The sequence below is a fragment of the Streptomyces violaceus genome (genome assembly GCF_036014075.1).
In the GTDB taxonomy this organism is placed as follows: domain Bacteria; phylum Actinomycetota; class Actinomycetes; order Streptomycetales; family Streptomycetaceae; genus Streptomyces; species Streptomyces violaceus.
On the sequence record NZ_CP107911.1, the window covers coordinates 2,819,661 to 2,836,711 of the forward strand.

Sequence of the window (17,051 nt, forward strand, 5' to 3'; positions counted from 1 at the left end):
GACGAAGAGGGCCGGGTCCGTGGAAACGGACCCGGCCCTGCTGTCTGTACGGGTGTCAGATCACTTGGTCGGAGCTGCTGGGCGTGCCCGCGCCACTGCTCTGCGGCGCGCTCGCGGTGGTGCTCGCGGGCGCGCTCGGGGCCGGGCCGCTGGCCGAGTCGGAGGTGGTCGGCGAGGACGGCGGCGGGTCGGACGTCGGGGGCTGCGAGGTCGGCGGCTCGGACGTGGGCGGTTGCGAGGTCGGCGGCTTCGAGGTCGTCGGCGGCTTGGACGTCGTGGGGGGCTTGGACGTCGTCGGAGGCTTGGACGTCGTCGGAGGCTTCGAAGACGTCGGCGGCTTCGACGTCGAAGCCGGATCGCTCGGACTCTGCGAACCGCTCGGTTCGTCCGTCGGCGTCGGATCGTCCGACGTACCGAGCGTGCCGTCCGGCCCCGGGGCCGTCGGGCGGCTGGTCGCCGCGCCGGTGTCGCCGCCCTCGTTCGCCGCCGGGTCGGCGCCCAGGCTGCCGTCGCCCGCGCCCTGGCTGGCCGAGGGGTTGACGCCGACCTGGTCGGACGGCGGGTTCCGGTCCTTGTCGGAGGTGGCGCCGAGGGTCACCACCGTGCCGAGCACGGCGACGAGCAGGGCACCGGCACCCGCGGCCACGAGGTTGCGACGGGCCAGGCCCTTGAGACCGCCTCGGGCCTTGCGCGAGGGCGCGGACGAGCTGTGGTGGGTGACCACGGTCGGCGAGGAGGGCTGCTGGAGCGTCGGGAAGGCCGCCGGGACACCGCCGGCCGGGGACGCCGACTCCTCGTACCGGGCGTCGGGCACCTCCTCCCCCGCGGTCGGCCCGAGCCCGATCGGGGTGCCCGAGCGGTCGGAGACCAGGGCGAGGGCACGACGGCCGGCGACGGTGCCGCGCTTGTCGGCCAGGGCGCCGCGCAGGCCGATGGAGGCCTCCAGTTCGGCGCGTGCCCGGTCGAGCCGGCCGCCGCACAGGGCGAGGATGCCGAGCTCGTGGTGGAAGTAGGCCTCCTCGGCGACGTCCCCGGCGAGCCGGGCGGCCTCGGCGCCGGCCCGCAGGGTCCGTTCCCAGGCGCTCCAGTGCAGTCCGGCGGCGAACGCGGGGGCGGCGGTGCGGGCCAGGTGCACGGCCGCGCTCTCCTCTCCCTCCGCGGGCGGCTGGGTGACCGGCCCGAGGACGGCCAGCGCGGCGAGGACGGCGTCGGACTCGGCACACACGCGCTCCGGGGTGACCGAGGGGTGCCCGGCCCACCAGGAGTAGTGCTGGGCGGCGCTGCGGGCCCGGGCCTCGGCCTCGTCGGCGTATCCGGCGGCCTCCAGCTGGGCCGGCACGCCCGCGGCGAGCCGGTAGCGGGAGCCGACCGGGGAGACCAGACCGCAGACGGCCAGTTCACCGAGGGCGGCGTCCGCGTGGGTGTCGCCGACCAGGGCGGGCAGATGCGCCTGGTGCGGGACCTCGCCGCCGAGGGCGACGGCGAACCGCAGGGTGGCGCGGGCGGAGGCGCTCAGGCGGGAGGCGAGCAGCGGGGCGGGGGCGGCGGCCTCGCCGAGGGCGGGCAGCGGTACGTCGTCGCCCTCGGCGGCGTCGTACGCCTCGGCCGACGGCACGTCCTCGACGCCGGACTCGTCGACGGCACTCGTCCCGGCGCGCAGCCGGTCGCGCTGCCGCAGCAGGGCACCGGCCTGGACGAAGCGCAGCGGCAGGCCCTCGGACTCGAACCAGAGGTCGCCCGCCCAGTTGGACTCCTCTTCGGTGAGGGACCGGCCGACGGCGTGCTCCAGCAGGTCGAGTCCGGCCGCGCGTTCCAGGCCGCCGAGGACGACTTCCTCCACGGCGGCGCCGGCGGAGGGAGCGGGCACGTCCGGGGTGGCGCCCAGCAGGAAGGCGCACTCCGGGGTCGCGTCCAGCAGCTCGTCGAGCGCGGCGCCGCCGAACTCGATGTCGTCGAGGACGACGACCGCGCCGATCTCACGGAGGTGGGTGAGCAGTTCGTCCCGGTCCGGGCGGTACAGGGGGGCGCTGAAGACGGCGTGGAACAGCTCGTACTGCAGGTCGCCGGAGGTGCGGCCGAAGCCGTTGAGGCGGACGACGCCGTCGGGGGCGAGGTCCGAGCAGTCCTCGGCGACGAGGTCGAGGAGGCGCGTGCGGCCCGAGCCGGCGGGTCCGGTGAGGCGGACGGAGCGGCCGCGGGCGAGCAGGCGCACCAGGTGCTCGCGTTCGTCCTGGCGGGCCAGCAGCGGCAGGGCGGGACGCGCGGGACCTGGCGGGACGGGCGGCCGGGCCGCGCGCTCGGCCTCGGCGCGTTCGGCCGTGGTGAGCTTCACGGGCCGAGCGGGCCGTTCGGCGGGCGGGCAGGCCTCTATCTCGCTGCCGTCGACGGGGTTGACCGTCAGCAGGAAGTCGCCGGCGACGAGCTGCACCGTCCGGGCGAGCGCGGGCGCGTGCTGCGCGAAGTCGGGTGCGAGGGATTCCCGGGGCGGGCGCTGGCGCGGCCCCTGGCCGTCGCCGTCGTGGCCGTACTCCTCGGGTCCCCGGGTGTTCGGGTCCATAAGTCAAGCCCCCCAAAAGCGGGTGTGTGCTGTGAAAGCCCCTCCCGGCCTTGCTGCACACCGCGCTGTCGCTTCTGGTCCGGGCCCGCTCGAAGGGTGGCAAGGCAGCGGGCAGCCGAACCCTAAACCTTCGCACAGTATCTACGACAGTCCGGGGTGCCGCGGCGTCCGAGACGTCACGGTCTCGTGAGGATTGTGCGCGTCGCACGATTCGACGACGTCCGTCCGGGTCCTCCCCGGTCTCCCGGTTCACACCCGTTCGTCGGCGTCACACGCGGGGCAGTGTCTCCACCCCGATGCCCCCTTCGATCGCCAGGATCCGGTGCAGGCGGGTGGCCACCAGCAGGCGCTGCATCTGCGGCGGTACACCGCGCAGCACCAGGCGCCGGCCGCAGCGGCCGGCCCGCCGGTGGGCTCCCATGATCACACCCAGTCCGGTGGCGTCCCAGGAGTCCAGTTCGGACAGGTCGAGCACGAGGTCGCCGACGCCGTCGTCGACGGCCGAGTGCAGGACCGTACGGGCGTCCGCCGCGCTCCGGACGTCGAGGCGGCCCCCGACGACCAGCTCGGCGTGGTCGCCCCTGATGTGCATATGCGCTCCCCGTGCGTGCGTCTCGTGCTCCGCGTTTCTGATGCCGGTGATGCAACCTCTGACTGTGTGGAGGCGGCAGAGGTTGCTTCCTGTAAGCGAACCGATACCGAATTCACCCGGGGGTGTGATGCCCCCGGGGCATGTGCGGTTTCAGTGCTTGTAGAAGCCCTGCCCGCTCTTGCGTCCGATGTCACCGGCGTCAACCATCCGGCGCATCAGCTCGGGAGCCGCGAACTTCTCGTCCTGGGACTCGGTGTAGATGTTGTTCGTGGCGTGCAGCAGGATGTCGACGCCCGTCAGGTCCGCCGTCGCCAGCGGTCCCATGGCGTGACCGAAGCCCAGCTTGCAGGCGAGGTCGATGTCCTCGGCGCTCGCCACGCCCGACTCCTGCAGCTTCGCGGCCTCGACGACCAGGGCGCAGATGAGACGGGTCGTCACGAAGCCGGCGACGTCGCGGTTGACGACGATGCAGGTCTTGCCGACCGACTCGGCGAACTCCCGGGCCTTGGCGAGGGTTTCGTCGCTGGTCTTGTAGCCGCGGACCAGTTCGCACAGCTGCATCATCGGCACCGGCGAGAAGAAGTGCGCGCCGACGACCCGCTCGGGGCGCTCCGTCGCGGCCGCGATCTTGGTGATCGGGATGGCGGAGGTGTTGGAGGCGAGGATCGCCTCGTCCTTCACGAGCTTGTCGAGCGCGCGGAAGATCTCGTGCTTGATCTCGAGCTTCTCGAAGACGGCCTCCACGACGACGTCCGCGTCGGCCACGGCGTCCAGGTCGGTGGTGGCGGTGATCCGGGCCAGGGCCGCGTCGGCGTCGTGCGCCTCCAGCTTGCCCTTGGCGACGAACTTGCCGTACGAGGCCTCGATGCCGTCGGTGCCCCGCTTCAGCGCCTCGTCCGTGACGTCGCGCAGGACCACGTCCCAGCCCGCCTGCGCCGAGACCTGGGCGATACCGGCTCCCATGAGGCCGGCTCCGATGACGGCGAGCTTCCCTGCCACGTTACGACTCCCTGCTGACACGGCTCTTATGTATGCCTCTCGGGCGGACACTAGCGCTCGTGAGGCGCTGTGTGACCGCTAAGTAACGCGCGTCACGTCTCACATGACGGACATCACACCGGGCCGGGTCATTCGGGGTCTCGTACGGCGTAGTTGAGCACCTTCTCGCTCAACAGCTCCTCGATGTCGTCGAGGAGGACGAGCATCTCTCGTGACACTTCGTCCGGGTTGCGCCCCTTGACCATCTCGCGGCCGATCGCGACGAAGACGGTGCCGTGGATCCAGCAGATCTGACCGGCGATCAGCCCGGGCAGCGGGTCGCCGTCACCGGCGCCGGCCTCCTCGCGGAGGGTCGCCTCCAGGTTGTCCTGGAGCTCCTGCTGGATGCTCCACAGCCGGGAGCGCAGCGGCGGCGCCTCGTCGATGCAGCGCATGAAGCGGTCGTAGCCCTCGATGAGACCCATCCGGGGCGAGACGGCCTCGGTCTCGGCGCGCAGCTCGCGCAGTACCGCCCGGGTGGCCGACTCCCCCGGGTCCCGGCCGCGCACCCAGCGGGAGAGGCGGTCGACGACGCCCTGGGAGCGGTCGAAGAAGAGGTCCTCCTTGGCCGGGAAGTAGTTGTAGACGGTGTTCACGGAGACGTCGGCCGCTTCCGCCACGTCCGCGATCGTCACGGTCACGAACCCGTGCTCCAGGAACAGCCCGGTGGCGATGTCCGAGATGCGCTGCCTGGTCTCGCGTTTCTTCCGTTCCCTGAGCCCCTCAGCCATGTCCGAATCCTAGCTTCCCTGGGGGTTCTGAAAATTTGGAGTCATTGCAAACTTTAAGAGACTCTGTTTTTCTGTGGGGCATGGCAATCATCAGTACGGCCGGTCTGGCCCGTACCTTCCAGACGAAACGCGGCCCGGTGCAGGCCGTGCGCGGCATCGACCTGACCGTCCGCGAGGGCGAGATCCTCGGCTTCCTCGGCCCGAACGGCGCCGGCAAGACGACGACCCTTCGGATGCTGACGACCCTGCTGGAACCGACCGGCGGGGCAGCCACCGTCGCGGGCCACGACCTGGCGACCGACCCGGCGGGGGTGCGGCGGGCCTGCGGCTACGTGGCGCAGTCCGGCGGGGTCGATCCGCAGATCACCGCGCGGGAGGAGCTGATCACCCAGGGGCGCCTGTATCGCCTGACCAGGGCGCGGGCCGCCGAGCGCGCCGAGGAACTGGCCCGCGACCTGGGCCTCACCGAATTGCTCGACCGCAAGTGCGCCGCGCTCTCCGGCGGACAGCGGCGCCGCCTGGACATCGCGATGGCGCTCACCCACCGCCCGAAGGTGCTGTTCCTCGACGAGCCGACGACGGGTCTCGATCCCGGCAGCCGTGCCGACCTGTGGGATCTGGTGCGCCGGCTGCGCGACGAGCACGGCACGACCGTCTTCCTGACCACTCACTACCTCGACGAGGCCGACGCCCTCTCCGACCGGCTGGTGGTCGTCGACCAGGGGGTGGTGGTCGCCGAGGGCACCCCGAGCGTGCTGAAGCTCCGGTACGGCGGCTCGCTCGACGCCTCGCTCCAGGACACGTTCCTCGCCATCACCGGCCGCAGTGCCGCGCCGGCCGACCAGACCCCCGTCGCCGTATAGGCCCCTCGAGAGGATCCAGAGGACTCCCGATGCTGTTGCACGACACCGCGCTCGTCTACGGGCGCTATCTCCGCCAGTCCCTGCGCTCCCGTTTCGCGCTGCTCTTCGGCGTCCTGATGCCGCTGCTGTACCTGCTGTTCTTCGGTCCCCTGCTCACGGACCTGCCGCTCGGCGAGCGGGGCAGCTCATGGCAGGTGCTCGTCCCCGGCCTGCTGCTTCAACTGGGCCTGTTCGGGGCGTCGTTCGCCGGCTTCTCGATCATCATCGAGAAGGGACAGGGGGTGGTCGAACGTATGCGCGTCACCCCGGTCAGCCGGCTGGCCCTGCTGCTGGGCCGGGTGCTGCGGGACGCCACGGTGTTCGTCTTCCAGGCGGTGCTGCTGGTACTGGCGGCGATGGCGATGGGTCTGCGGGCCCCTCTGGCCGGCGTGCTGATCGGCTTCGGGTTCGTCGCCCTGCTCTCGCTCTCGCTGGCCTCGCTGTCGTACGCGCTGGCCATGAAGCTGGACACCCCGCAGAGCTTCGGTCCCGCGATCAACGCGCTGACCATGCCGTCCATGCTGCTGTCCGGCCTGATGCTCCCGATGACCCTGGGCCCGGCCTGGCTGGACGTCCTGTCGCACCTCATGCCGTTCCGCTATCTGGTGGACGCGGTGCGGGACGCCTACGTCGGCAGCTACGCGACGGCACCCATGCTGTACGGCGTCCTGGTGGCCGTCGGGCTCACGGCTCTGTCCGTGACAGTGGGCACACGCGTGTTCCGAACCGCCGGAGCGTAACTACGCTGGCCATATGGTCAATCTGACGCGCATCTACACCAGGACCGGCGACCAGGGCACCACCGCCCTCGGCGACATGAGCCGGGTCGCCAAGACAGACCTGCGGATCTCCGCGTACGCCGACGCCAATGAGGCGAACGCGGCGATCGGCGCGGCGATCGCCCTGGGCGGCCTGGACGAGGAGGTCGTCAAGGTCCTCACCCGGGTGCAGAACGACCTGTTCGACGTGGGTGCCGACCTGTCCACGCCGGTGGTGGAGAACCCGGAGTTCCCGCCGCTGCGGGTCGAGCAGTTCTACATCGACAAGCTGGAAGCCGACTGCGACCGCTTCCTCGAGCAGGTGGAGAAGCTCCGCTCCTTCATCCTGCCGGGCGGCACCCCGGGGGCGGCCCTGCTCCACCAGGCCTGCACGGTCGTACGCCGGGCGGAGCGCTCGACGTGGGCCGCCCTGGAGGTGCACGCCGAGACGATGAACCCGCTGACGGCGACCTACCTCAACCGCGCCTCCGACCTGCTGTTCATCCTCGCGAGGACGGCGAACAAGCAGGTCGGAGACGTGTTGTGGGTGCCGGGCGGAGAGCGCTAGGTTCTCCCCCGGACGGCATGCCAGAGGCCGTTGGCGGAGAGGACCCCGCCGACGATCATCATCACGATGCCGACCTTGGTGAGGGTGACGACGGGGACGTCCACGTCTCCGGTGAGGCGCCACAGCAGCAGGCCGATCAGGAAGGTGACGACGCCTTCGGTCAGATACCGCTTTGCCTTGGTCATGACTGGATCCTTTCCTTCGATGTGCTGACGGTGGTGTCCCGCTCCCCGGCGGAGGGCTTTCGCGGCCAGACGAAGTAGCTCAGCGCGATCAGGCCGTGGATACCGGCCGCGCGCCAGGCCGTATAGCGCCAGCTCTCCAGGGAGGTGACGCGGCTCGGGTCGTCCACGTACCAGATGGCGCCCTGGAGCAGCACGGTCGCGACGACCGCGCCGACCAGCGTGCCCAGCCAGATCCTGGCCTCGTGGCGCGCGCGGGCCATGCCGTCGCGCGGGGGCTTCCGCGGAGGCGGGGCACCGCCGAACCGGTGGGCCGCGTGGCCGTCGAGCCACTTCACCGTGCGATGGCCGTGCCCGACGGTGTAGCCGATGTACAGCGCGGCCAGGCCGTGCGTCCAGTTCGGGTCGGCACCGTTCTTCAGGTCCAGCGCGGTGGCGACCAGCAGGACGACCTCCAGCAGCGGCTCGCAGAGCAGCAGCGCCAGGCCGGTGCGCGGCATCTTCAGCAGGTAGCGGGCGCCCAGTCCGGCGGCCAGCAGTACCCAGAAGCCGATCTCGCAGGCGGCGATCAATGCGACGATCACGTTCGCTCCTCTCGGTCACCTTCAAGGCTCCCGGTCGGGGCGGCCGGAATCGTCGTCGCGACTGACGAACCCGCGGTACATCGAAAGATGCAGCCAGGGACCCTACGCGGGGATCACGCACGAGGCGTCACGGCCGTGTTGGATGGAGTCATGGCCGTACGACTCCCCCGCCCACGCCGCTTCGACGTCTGCATCGCGACGGGCGGCCTGCTCGGCGGACTGCTGCTGTGGGGCCTCGGACTGGCCACCCGCCCGCACACCGAGGTGTACGTGCTCCTGCCGGGCCGCTGGCCGGTCCTGCTGCCGCTCTTCGTCATGGCCGGCTGCGAGCTGCTGCGCCGGGCCGCCCCGCGCACGGCTCTGCTGACCGGCACGGCCGCGATCGTCCTGGACACCCTCACCCAGGGCAACCTGGTAACGATCCTGATGTACACCGACCTGATGTACGCGGCCGTCCTGTACGGCACGCCCGCCTCGGCCCGCCGCATTCCGCGGGTCACCGGGCTGCTCTCGGTGGCCGGGACCGTGGTGCCGTTCGCCCTGTGGCGGGAGCCCGAGGCGCTGCTGATCGGTGTGGTCACGGGCATCGTGGCCTTCGGTCCCGCCGCCACCGGCCTGATCGTCCGCAACCACCGCGACGCCGCCGAGTCCGCCCGGCTGCGCGCCGAGCAGACCGCGCTGCTCGCCGAGATGGACCGCACCCAGGCGGTGACCGCCGAACGCGCCCGGATGGCCCGCGAACTGCACGACATGGTGGCCAACCACCTGTCCGCGATCGCCATCCACTCCACGGCCGCCCTCTCCCTCGACGACCCGAAGACCTCTCAGGACGCCCTGGTCGTCATCCGCGAGAACAGCGTGGAGGGGCTCTCGGAGATGCGGCGTCTGATCGGCATCCTGCGCGACAGCAGCGGTGACCTGGAACCGGCCGCGGCCCCGACGCTCGACGGCCTCGGCTCGCTGGTGGAGGGCGCCCGCGCCAACGGCCTCGACGTCACGCTGAACACCGGCCAGGGCGAGGTGCCGGCGCCCGTCGAACTCGCCGCGTACCGCATCGTGCAGGAGTCGCTGACCAACGCCCTCAAACACGCCTCATCGGGCCGGGTCACCGTGTGTCTCGCCATGGGGGCACCTTCCATGCCCTCGAGGCAATGCGGGAAGGACGGCTCACTCGTCGTCACCGTGACCAGCCCGTACGGGGACCGGGACGCCCCCCGCGCGCCCGGCTCCGGCGCCGGTCTGGTCGGCATGCGCGAGCGGGTGGAGCTGCTGGACGGCACGTTCGAAGCCGGCCCCGAAGACTCACCGGACGGCAAGATCTGGGTCGTACGCGCCACACTCCCCGTCCACGACACCGTCGAAGGAGACACCGCATGAGCCGGCCCATCCGGGTCCTGGTCGCCGAGGACCAGTCCGCCGTCCGCGCCGGACTGGTCCTCATCCTGCGCAGCGCGCCCGACATCGAGGTGGCCGGCGAGGCGGCGGACGGCGAGCAAGCGGTGGCGCTGGCCCGCGAGCTGCGGCCGGACCTGGTGCTGATGGACGTCCAGATGCCGCGTCTGGACGGGGTGTCGGCGACCCGGCAGGTCGTCACGGAACGGCTGGCCGATGTGCTGGTGCTGACCACCTTCGACCTCGACGAGTACGTCTTCGGGGCGCTGCGGGCGGGCGCGTCCGGCTTCCTGCTGAAGAACACCGAGGCGAGGCAGCTGCTGGAGGCCGTACGGACGGTGGCGCGCGGGGAAGGGCTGATCTCCCCTGCGGTCACGCGGCGGCTGATCGCGGAGTTCGCCGCGAAGCCGACGCGGGAGTCCACGGCCGACCCGGCCGTCCTGGACCGGCTGACCCGGCGCGAGCGCGAGGTGCTGTCCTGCCTCGGCGAGGGCCTGTCCAACGCGGACGTCGCCGACCGGCTCGACATGGCCGAGGCGACCGTGAAGACCCATGTCAGCAGGCTGCTGGGGAAGCTGGAGCTGCGCAGCCGGGTACAGGCGGCGGTGCTGGCACAGGAGTTGGGGATCTGACCCAGCCCGTGGGCGGTGGTCCAGACCTATTGACCGGTGGTCCAGACCTTTCTATTCTCACCGCACCATGAGGGGCGTGAGGCTCAGTCACGCCCCGCTCACCCCACAAGGGAGGCGCAGCATGCGCTTCAGACACAGAGCCGCGGCAGGGTTCGCGACCCTGTTGCTCCCGCTGGCCGGTCTCGTCGGCCTCGCGAGCCCCGCCCAGGCGGCCGGCTCCGCCACCGCCACCTACGCCAAGACCCAGGACTGGGGCTCCGGCTTCGAGGGCAAGTGGACGGTGAAGAACACCGGCACGACCGCCCTCAGCTCCTGGACCGTCGAGTGGGACTTCCCCTCCGGTACGTCCGTCACCTCCGCCTGGGACGCCGACGTCACCTCCTCCGGCACCCACTGGACCGCCAAGAACAAGTCCTGGAACGGCACCCTCGCCCCCGGCGCCTCCGTCTCCTTCGGCTTCAACGGCACCGGCTCCGGCTCCCCCGCGAACTGCGAGCTCAACGGCGGCAGTTGCGACGGCGGATCCACCGAGCCCGGCGACAACGCCCCGAGCACCCCCGGCACGCCCACCGCCTCCGACATCACCGACACCTCGGTGAAGCTGTCCTGGAGCGCCGCCACCGACGACAAGGGCATCAAGAACTACGACGTCCTGCGCGACGGCGCCAAGGTCGCCACCGTGACGACCACGTCGTACAGCGACACGGGCCTGGCCGCGGGCACCGACTACTCCTACACCGTCCAGGCCCGCGACACCGCCGGCCAGACCGGCCCGGTCAGCGGAGCCCGCTCTGTGCGCACCACCGGCGGCGGCACCGAGCCGCCGACGGGTGACAAGGTCAAGCTCGGCTACTTCACCGAGTGGGGCGTCTACGGCCGCAACTACCACGTCAAGAACCTGGTGACCTCCGGCTCCGCCTCGAAGATCACCCACATCAACTACGCGTTCGGCAACGTCAAGAACGGTCAGTGCACCGTCGACGACACCTACGCCGCCTACGACAAGGCCTACTCCGCCGACCAGTCCGTCAGCGGCACCGCCGACACCTGGGACCAGCCGCTGCGCGGCAACTTCAACCAGCTCCGCCAGCTGAAGGCCAAGTACCCGCACATCAAGGTGCTGTACTCCTTCGGCGGCTGGACCTACTCGGGTGGCTTCGGCCAGGCCGCCGCCAACGCGGCCGCGTTCGCCAAGTCCTGCAAGGCCGTCGTCGAGGACCCGCGCTGGGCCGACGTCTTCGACGGCATCGACATCGACTGGGAGTACCCGAACGCCTGCGGCCTGACCTGCGACACCTCCGGCCCGGCGGCGTTCAGGAACCTGTCCCGGGCACTGCGTGCCGAGTTCGGCCCGGACTACCTGGTGACCGCCGCCATCACGGCCGACGCCTCCGACGGCGGCAAGATCGACGCGGCCGACTACGGCGGCGCCGCGCAGTACCTCGACTGGTACAACGTGATGACGTACGACTACTTCGGCGCCTTCGACAAGGACGGCCCGACCGCCCCGCACTCCCCGCTCACCTCGTACCCGGGGATCCCGCAGGCGGGCTTCAACTCCGCCGACGCGATCGCCAAGCTCAAGTCCAAGGGCGTGCCGTCCAAGAAGCTGCTGCTCGGCATCGGCTTCTACGGCCGCGGCTGGACCGGCGTCACACAGGCCGCCCCTGGCGGCACGGCGACCGGCGCGGCTCCCGGCACCTACGAGGCGGGCATCGAGGACTACAAGGTCCTGAAGAACTCCTGCCCGGCCACCGGCACGATCGCGGGCACGGCGTACGCCCACTGCGGCAGCAACTGGTGGTCGTACGACACTCCCGCCACCATCGGCTCGAAGATGGCGTGGGCCAAGACCCAGGGTCTCGGCGGCGCGTTCTTCTGGGAGTTCAGCGGCGACACCGGCAACGGAGAGCTGGTGAACGCCATCAACAGCGGGCTGTCGTAGAACAGTTCGGCGAGTTACGCCACGTTGACGCGCTGACCGGGCGGGGCCGCCTCAAGCCACGCCAGGAAACCGGTCAGCGCGTCCTCGCTCATCGCGAGTTCGAGACGCGAGCCCCGGTGCAGACAGGCCAGGATCACATGATCGGAGAGCAGCGCCAGCTCCTCCTCGCCCTCCGGGACCCGGCGGCCGGCCACCTCGATCGCGGAACGCTCCAGGACGCGGCGCGGGCGGGGCGAGTACGAGAAGACGCGGTACCACTCGACGCGGTCGCCGTTGTACCGGGCCACCCCGTACGCCCAGCCCTTGCCGTTCGTGTCGCCCTGCTCCGGGGCGTCCCAGCGCAGGCTGGCGTCGAAGGTGCCGCCCGAACGCTGGATGAGCCGGCGGCGCAGACCGAAGACGAACAGCCCCACCACCACGAGGGCCACCACGATTCCGCACACAGTCAGAGCGAGGACCATCGACACCGACCTCCTCGTCTCCTAGGTAACGGAACGGAAAAATCTCCCACATCTGCCTCAGCCGCGACTGGGTCCGGATCTCTCCGGTACCCAGCCGCGGCTGAGTGACGTCATCACACGGCGGACAGAGTCAGCGCGCCGCCGTCGCAGCACGCAGACGGACGTCAGCGCGGCGCTGGGCGTCCGCGTCGTCCTCCGCCTTCGCACGCTCGAGCTCCTGCTCCGCGCGCTGGACATCGATCTCGTCCGACAGCTCGGCGACTTCGGCGAGCAGCGAGAGCTTGTCGTCCGCGAACGAGATGAAACCGCCGTGGACCGCGGCGACGACCGTCCCGCCATCGCTCGTGCGGATGGTCACCGGGCCCGACTCCAGCACACCGAGCAGCGGCTGGTGACCGGGCATGACGCCGATGTCGCCGGACGTGGTGCGCGCGACGACCAGGGTGGCCTGGCCGGACCAGACCTCACGGTCGGCGGCGACCAGCGCGACGTGCAGCTCAGCAGCCAAGGTGGCTCCTCGGGTCACCACCCGGCGGTAGTGCCGGGTGTTGGTTACAAGTCTAGTAGGCGTGACAGAGGGGGCGGGACGAACCCCGCCCCCTCATGACTCGAGCGCGGCTCGGGTCAGGAGACGCCCAGCTCCTTGGCGTTGTTCTTCAGGTCCTCGAGACCACCGCACATGAAGAACGCCTGCTCCGGGAAGTGGTCGTAGTCGCCGTCGCAGATCGCGTTGAACGCGGCGATCGACTCGTCCAGCGGCACGTCCGAACCGTCCACGCCGGTGAACTGCTTGGCGGCGTGGGTGTTCTGGGACAGGAAGCGCTCCACGCGACGGGCACGGTGGACGACGAGCTTGTCCTCCTCGCCGAGCTCGTCGATACCGAGGATCGCGATGATGTCCTGCAGGTCCTTGTACTTCTGCAGGATGTTCTTCACGCGCATCGCGGCGTTGTAGTGGTCCGCCGAGATGTACCGCGGGTCGAGGATCCGGGACGTGGAGTCCAGCGGGTCCACGGCCGGGTAGATGCCCTTCTCGGAGATCGGACGGGAGAGCACCGTCGTCGCGTCGAGGTGGGCGAAGGTGGTGGCCGGGGCCGGGTCGGTCAGGTCGTCCGCGGGGACGTAGATCGCCTGCATCGAGGTGATCGAGTGACCACGGGTCGAGGTGATGCGCTCCTGGAGGGTGCCCATCTCGTCGGCCAGGTTCGGCTGGTAGCCCACCGCGGAGGGCATACGGCCGAGCAGGGTCGAGACCTCGGAACCGGCCTGGGTGAAGCGGAAGATGTTGTCGATGAAGAACAGCACGTCCTGCTTCTGGACGTCACGGAAGTACTCCGCCATCGTCAGGCCGGCCAGGGCCACGCGCAGACGGGTGCCCGGGGGCTCGTCCATCTGACCGAAGACCAGGGCGGTCTTGTCCAGAACGCCGGACTCTTCCATCTCCGCGATGAGGTCGTTGCCCTCACGGGTGCGCTCACCGACGCCCGCGAAGACGGAGACGCCCTCGTGGAGGTTGGCGACACGCATGATCATTTCCTGGATCAGCACGGTCTTGCCGACACCGGCACCACCGAACAGACCGATCTTGCCGCCCTTGACGTACGGGGTGAGCAGGTCGACGACCTTCAGGCCCGTCTCGAACATCTCGGTCTTCGACTCGAGCTGGTCGAACGCGGGGGCCTTGCGGTGGATGGACCAGCGCTCGCCCTCGTGCACCTCGTCGCTGTTCAGCACCTCACCGAGGGTGTTGAACACCTTGCCCTTGGTGAAGTCGCCGACCGGGACGGTGATGCCCGCACCGGTGTCCACGACGGTGGCCTGGCGGACCAGACCGTCGGTGGGCTGCATGGAGATGGCGCGGACCAGGCCCTCGCCCAGGTGCTGGGCGACCTCGAGGGTCAGCGTCTTCTTCTCGCCCGCCAGCGCCGGGTCTGCGACCTCGACGTGCAGGGCGTTGTAGATCTCCGGCATCGCGTCGACGGGGAACTCCACGTCGACGACCGGGCCGATGACCCGCGCGACGCGGCCCGTCGCCGTGGCCGTCTCAACAGTGGTGGTCATTTTCAGTCACTCCCCGCGGTCGCGTCGGCCAGGGCACTGGCACCACCGACGATCTCGCTGATTTCCTGGGTGATTTCGGCCTGGCGGGCCTGGTTGGCAAGCCGGGTGAGGTTCTCGATGAGATCACCGGCGTTGTCGGTTGCCGACTTCATCGCGCGCCGCGTGGCGGCGTGCTTCGAGGCGGCCGACTGGAGCAGCGCGTTGTAGATACGGCTCTCCACGTAGCGCGGCAGCAGGGCGTCCAGGACGTCCTCCGCCGAGGGCTCGAAGTCGAACAGCGGGAGGATCTCGCCCTTGGGCTTCGCCTCTTCCGCCACCTCGTCGAGGCTGAGCGGCAGCAGCCGTGCCTCGACAGCGGTCTGCGTCATCATCGACACGAACTCGGTGTAGACGATGTGGAGCTCGTCCACGCCGCCCTCGGCCGTCTCCGTCTCGATCGCCTCGATCAGCGGGGCCGCGACCTTCTTGGCGTCCGCGTACGAGGGGTCGTCGGTGAAGCCCGTGAACGACTCCGCGACCTTGCGCTCGCGGAAGTTGTAGTGGGCGACGCCACGGCGGCCGACGATGTAGTTGACGACCTCCTTGCCCTCACCCTCGAGCTGCGCGGTGAGCCTCTCCGCGGCCTTGATGGCGTTGGAGTTGAAGGCGCCGGCCAGACCGCGGTCGCTCGTGAGGAGCAGGACCGCGGCGCGGGTCGGGTTCTCCGCTTCCGTCGTCAGCGGGTGCTTGGTGTTCGACCCGGTGGCGACTGCGGTGACCGCGCGGGTGAGCTCGGTCGCATACGGGGTGGAGGCCGCCACCTTGCGCTGCGCCTTGACGACGCGCGAGGCGGCGATCATCTCCATCGCCTTCGTGATCTTCTTGGTCGCGGAGACGGATCGGATGCGACGCTTGTAGACCCGGAGCTGGGCTCCCATGAGTCAGGTCCCTTCCGTCGTCACTTACCGGCAGCCGGGGTGTCCTCGCCGAGCAGCTTGCCGTCGGAGGTCTCGAACTGCTTCTTGAACTCCGCGATGGCGTCGGCCATGGCCTGGAGGGTGTCGTCCGACATCTTGCCGCCCTCGCGGATGGAGGTCAGCAGGCCCTGCTCCTTGCGGTGCAGGTACTCCAGCAGCTCCTTCTCGAAGCGGCGGATGTCGACGACCGGGACCTCGTCCATCTTGCCGGTGGTGCCGGCCCAGATGGAGACGACCTGGTCCTCGGTGGCCATCGGCTGGTACTGCGGCTGCTTCAGCAGCTCGACCATGCGCTGACCACGCTCGAGCTGAGCCTTGGACGCGGCGTCCAGGTCGGAACCGAAGGCGGCGAACGCCTCCAGCTCACGGAACTGGGCGAGGTCCACGCGGAGGCGGCCGGACACCTGGCGGATCGCCTTGTGCTGGGCGGAACCACCGACTCGGGAGACGGAGATACCGACGTTCAGCGCGGGGCGCTGACCGGCGTTGAACAGGTCCGACTCCAGGAAGCACTGGCCGTCGGTGATGGAGATGACGTTGGTCGGGATGAACGCCGAGACGTCGTTGGCCTTGGTCTCGACGATCGGCAGACCGGTCATCGAGCCGGCGCCCATCTCGTCGGAGAGCTTGGCGCAGCGCTCCAGCAGGCGGGAGTGCAGGTAGAAGACGTCACCCGGGTAGGCCTCACGGCCCGGCGGGCGGCGCAGCAGCAGCGACACGGCGCGGTAGGCGTCGGCCTGCTTCGACAGGTCGTCGAAGATGATGAGGACGTGCTTGCCGTCGTACATCCACTGCTGGCCGATGGCCGAACCGGTGTACGGCGCCAGGTACTTGAAGCCGGCCGGGTCGGACGCCGGGGCGGCGACGATGGTCGTGTACTCCAGCGCGCCGGCCTCTTCCAGAGCGCCGCGCACACCGGCGATGGTGGAGCCCTTCTGGCCGATGGCGACGTAGATGCAGCGGACCTGCTTGTCCGGGTCGCCCGAGCGCCAGTTGTCGCGCTGGTTGATGATCGTGTCGACGGCCAGGGCGGTCTTGCCGGTCTGGCGGTCACCGATGATCAGCTGACGCTGGCCACGGCCGATCGGGGTCATGGTGTCGACGGCCTTGTAGCCGGTCTCCATCGGCTGGTGGACCGACTTACGGACCATGACGCCCGGGGCCTGCAGCTCCAGGGCGCGACGGCCGTCCGTCTCGATCTCGCCGAGGCCGTCGATCGGGTTGCCGAGGGGGTCCACCACGCGGCCGAGGTAGCCCTCGCCCACCGCCACGGAGAGAACCTCACCGGTGCGCTGCACCGGCTGGCCCTCCTCGATACCACTGAACTCACCGAGGACGACGCAGCCGATCTCGCGCTCCTCGAGGTTGAGGGCGAGACCGAGGCTCCCGTCCTCGAACTTCAGCAGCTCGTTGGCCATGACCGAGGGCAGACCCTCGACCTTCGCGATGCCGTCGCCGGCGAAGGTGACCGTACCGACCTCCTCGCGCGAGGCCGCGTCCGGCTTGTACGCCTGGACGAAGTTCTCCAGCGCGTCCCGGATCTCCTCCGGCCGGATCGTGAGCTCCGCCATCTGGGTTCCCTGCTCTCCTTGTTGGGCCCGAAGTTTCACTTTGGGGGTCTGGGGGCGACCCCCAGGATTCTTCTGCACGGCCCAACCAGGGCCGTCGTAAGTACGTGGTGCTATGAAGTTG

General features: G+C 70.2%; 17 protein-coding genes. 6 read left to right on the forward strand and 11 right to left on the reverse strand.

Translation table 11 applies throughout. The annotated features are described in order from the left end of the window. Window positions 1-55: 55 nt before the first annotated feature. The 4 genes from OG542_RS12450 to OG542_RS12465 form a co-directional block, all read right to left on the reverse strand. A complete protein-coding gene (locus OG542_RS12450; protein ID WP_328410661.1) occupies window positions 56-2,557 on the reverse strand; it encodes an ATP-binding protein in 2,502 nt (833 codons plus the stop codon). A gap of 268 nt (window positions 2,558-2,825) precedes the next feature. Next, window positions 2,826-3,149, reverse strand: coding sequence for an STAS domain-containing protein (locus tag OG542_RS12455; RefSeq protein WP_003993003.1), 324 nt, complete (start codon window positions 3,147-3,149; stop codon window positions 2,826-2,828). 150 nt (window positions 3,150-3,299) lie between these two features. Further along, complete coding sequence (locus tag OG542_RS12460) at window positions 3,300-4,148, reverse strand: 3-hydroxyacyl-CoA dehydrogenase family protein (protein WP_328410663.1); 849 nt, start codon at window positions 4,146-4,148, stop codon at window positions 3,300-3,302. 128 nt (window positions 4,149-4,276) lie between these two features. Beyond that, on the reverse strand, window positions 4,277-4,918 hold the full coding sequence (locus OG542_RS12465; protein ID WP_311127773.1) for a TetR/AcrR family transcriptional regulator: 642 nt from the start codon (window positions 4,916-4,918) through the stop codon (window positions 4,277-4,279). An 80-nt stretch (window positions 4,919-4,998) separates the two neighbouring features. On the opposite strand from OG542_RS12465, the gene OG542_RS12470 reads away from it, so the two are divergent. The 3 genes from OG542_RS12470 to OG542_RS12480 are packed head-to-tail and all read left to right on the forward strand — an operon-like array spanning window position 4,999 to window position 7,146. Continuing rightward, window positions 4,999-5,781, forward strand: coding sequence for an ATP-binding cassette domain-containing protein (locus OG542_RS12470; RefSeq protein ID WP_328410666.1), 783 nt, complete (start codon window positions 4,999-5,001; stop codon window positions 5,779-5,781). 29 nt (window positions 5,782-5,810) lie between these two features. Continuing rightward, window positions 5,811-6,560 (forward strand): ABC transporter permease, encoded by a 750-nt coding sequence (locus OG542_RS12475; protein ID WP_311127771.1) that lies wholly within the window; start codon window positions 5,811-5,813, stop codon window positions 6,558-6,560. Window positions 6,561-6,573: 13 nt separating this feature from the next. Next, window positions 6,574-7,146, forward strand: a complete 573-nt coding sequence (locus tag OG542_RS12480) for a cob(I)yrinic acid a,c-diamide adenosyltransferase (RefSeq protein ID WP_328410668.1) — start codon at window positions 6,574-6,576, stop codon at window positions 7,144-7,146. On the opposite strand, the gene OG542_RS12485 is transcribed toward OG542_RS12480, so the two are convergent. Then, complete coding sequence (locus OG542_RS12485) at window positions 7,143-7,331, reverse strand: DUF5708 family protein (protein WP_328410670.1); 189 nt, start codon at window positions 7,329-7,331, stop codon at window positions 7,143-7,145. The genes OG542_RS12480 and OG542_RS12485 overlap by 4 nt on opposite strands. Continuing rightward, window positions 7,328-7,912, reverse strand: a complete 585-nt coding sequence (locus tag OG542_RS12490; RefSeq protein WP_328410672.1) for a hypothetical protein — start codon at window positions 7,910-7,912, stop codon at window positions 7,328-7,330. Before OG542_RS12490 ends, OG542_RS12485 begins: the two co-directional genes overlap by 4 nt. Before the next feature lie 150 nt (window positions 7,913-8,062). On the opposite strand from OG542_RS12490, the gene OG542_RS12495 reads away from it, so the two are divergent. The 3 genes from OG542_RS12495 (at window position 8,063) to OG542_RS12505 (ending at window position 11,881) form a co-directional block, all read left to right on the forward strand. Then, complete coding sequence (locus OG542_RS12495; protein WP_328410674.1) at window positions 8,063-9,289, forward strand: sensor histidine kinase; 1,227 nt, start codon at window positions 8,063-8,065, stop codon at window positions 9,287-9,289. Then, window positions 9,286-9,936, forward strand: a complete 651-nt coding sequence (locus OG542_RS12500) for a response regulator transcription factor (RefSeq protein WP_328410676.1) — start codon at window positions 9,286-9,288, stop codon at window positions 9,934-9,936. The genes OG542_RS12495 and OG542_RS12500 overlap by 4 nt, the downstream gene beginning before the upstream one ends. Window positions 9,937-10,057: 121 nt before the next feature. Next, on the forward strand, window positions 10,058-11,881 hold the full coding sequence (locus tag OG542_RS12505; protein WP_328410678.1) for a glycoside hydrolase family 18 chitinase: 1,824 nt from the start codon (window positions 10,058-10,060) through the stop codon (window positions 11,879-11,881). Window positions 11,882-11,895: 14 nt separating this feature from the next. On the opposite strand, the gene OG542_RS12510 is transcribed toward OG542_RS12505, so the two are convergent. The 5 genes from OG542_RS12510 to atpA form a co-directional block, all read right to left on the reverse strand. Beyond that, window positions 11,896-12,342, reverse strand: coding sequence for a DUF2550 domain-containing protein (locus tag OG542_RS12510; RefSeq protein WP_193480924.1), 447 nt, complete (start codon window positions 12,340-12,342; stop codon window positions 11,896-11,898). A 130-nt stretch (window positions 12,343-12,472) separates the two neighbouring features. Next, window positions 12,473-12,850 carry a F0F1 ATP synthase subunit epsilon gene (locus tag OG542_RS12515; protein WP_184590438.1) on the reverse strand — a complete coding sequence of 126 codons (378 nt, stop codon included), beginning with the start codon at window positions 12,848-12,850 and terminating at the stop codon, window positions 12,473-12,475. A 116-nt stretch (window positions 12,851-12,966) separates the two neighbouring features. Next, complete coding sequence (atpD, locus tag OG542_RS12520; protein WP_328410680.1) at window positions 12,967-14,403, reverse strand: F0F1 ATP synthase subunit beta; 1,437 nt, start codon at window positions 14,401-14,403, stop codon at window positions 12,967-12,969. Window positions 14,404-14,405: 2 nt separating this feature from the next. Then, entirely contained in the window at window positions 14,406-15,320 is a 915-nt protein-coding gene (locus OG542_RS12525; protein ID WP_328410682.1) for a F0F1 ATP synthase subunit gamma, read from the reverse strand. Between the two features lie 20 nt (window positions 15,321-15,340). After that, a complete protein-coding gene (gene atpA / locus OG542_RS12530; RefSeq protein WP_328410684.1) occupies window positions 15,341-16,930 on the reverse strand; it encodes a F0F1 ATP synthase subunit alpha in 1,590 nt (529 codons plus the stop codon). Window positions 16,931-17,051: the final 121 nt, after the last annotated feature.

Coding starts and splice junctions, on each gene's coding strand:
- OG542_RS12510 (WP_193480924.1), bottom strand. CDS start 12,342: ATGGTCCTCGCTCTGACTGTGTGCGGAATCGTGGTGGCCCTCGTGGTG.
- atpD (WP_328410680.1), bottom strand. CDS start 14,403: ATGACCACCACTGTTGAGACGGCCACGGCGACGGGCCGCGTCGCGCGG.
- atpA (WP_328410684.1), bottom strand. CDS start 16,930: ATGGCGGAGCTCACGATCCGGCCGGAGGAGATCCGGGACGCGCTGGAG.
- OG542_RS12470 (WP_328410666.1), top strand. CDS start 4,999: ATGGCAATCATCAGTACGGCCGGTCTGGCCCGTACCTTCCAGACGAAA.
- OG542_RS12450 (WP_328410661.1), bottom strand. CDS start 2,557: ATGGACCCGAACACCCGGGGACCCGAGGAGTACGGCCACGACGGCGAC.
- OG542_RS12475 (WP_311127771.1), top strand. CDS start 5,811: ATGCTGTTGCACGACACCGCGCTCGTCTACGGGCGCTATCTCCGCCAG.
- OG542_RS12480 (WP_328410668.1), top strand. CDS start 6,574: ATGGTCAATCTGACGCGCATCTACACCAGGACCGGCGACCAGGGCACC.
- OG542_RS12465 (WP_311127773.1), bottom strand. CDS start 4,918: ATGGCTGAGGGGCTCAGGGAACGGAAGAAACGCGAGACCAGGCAGCGC.
- OG542_RS12455 (WP_003993003.1), bottom strand. CDS start 3,149: ATGCACATCAGGGGCGACCACGCCGAGCTGGTCGTCGGGGGCCGCCTC.
- OG542_RS12525 (WP_328410682.1), bottom strand. CDS start 15,320: ATGGGAGCCCAGCTCCGGGTCTACAAGCGTCGCATCCGATCCGTCTCC.
- OG542_RS12495 (WP_328410674.1), top strand. CDS start 8,063: ATGGCCGTACGACTCCCCCGCCCACGCCGCTTCGACGTCTGCATCGCG.
- OG542_RS12505 (WP_328410678.1), top strand. CDS start 10,058: ATGCGCTTCAGACACAGAGCCGCGGCAGGGTTCGCGACCCTGTTGCTC.
- OG542_RS12485 (WP_328410670.1), bottom strand. CDS start 7,331: ATGACCAAGGCAAAGCGGTATCTGACCGAAGGCGTCGTCACCTTCCTG.
- OG542_RS12500 (WP_328410676.1), top strand. CDS start 9,286: ATGAGCCGGCCCATCCGGGTCCTGGTCGCCGAGGACCAGTCCGCCGTC.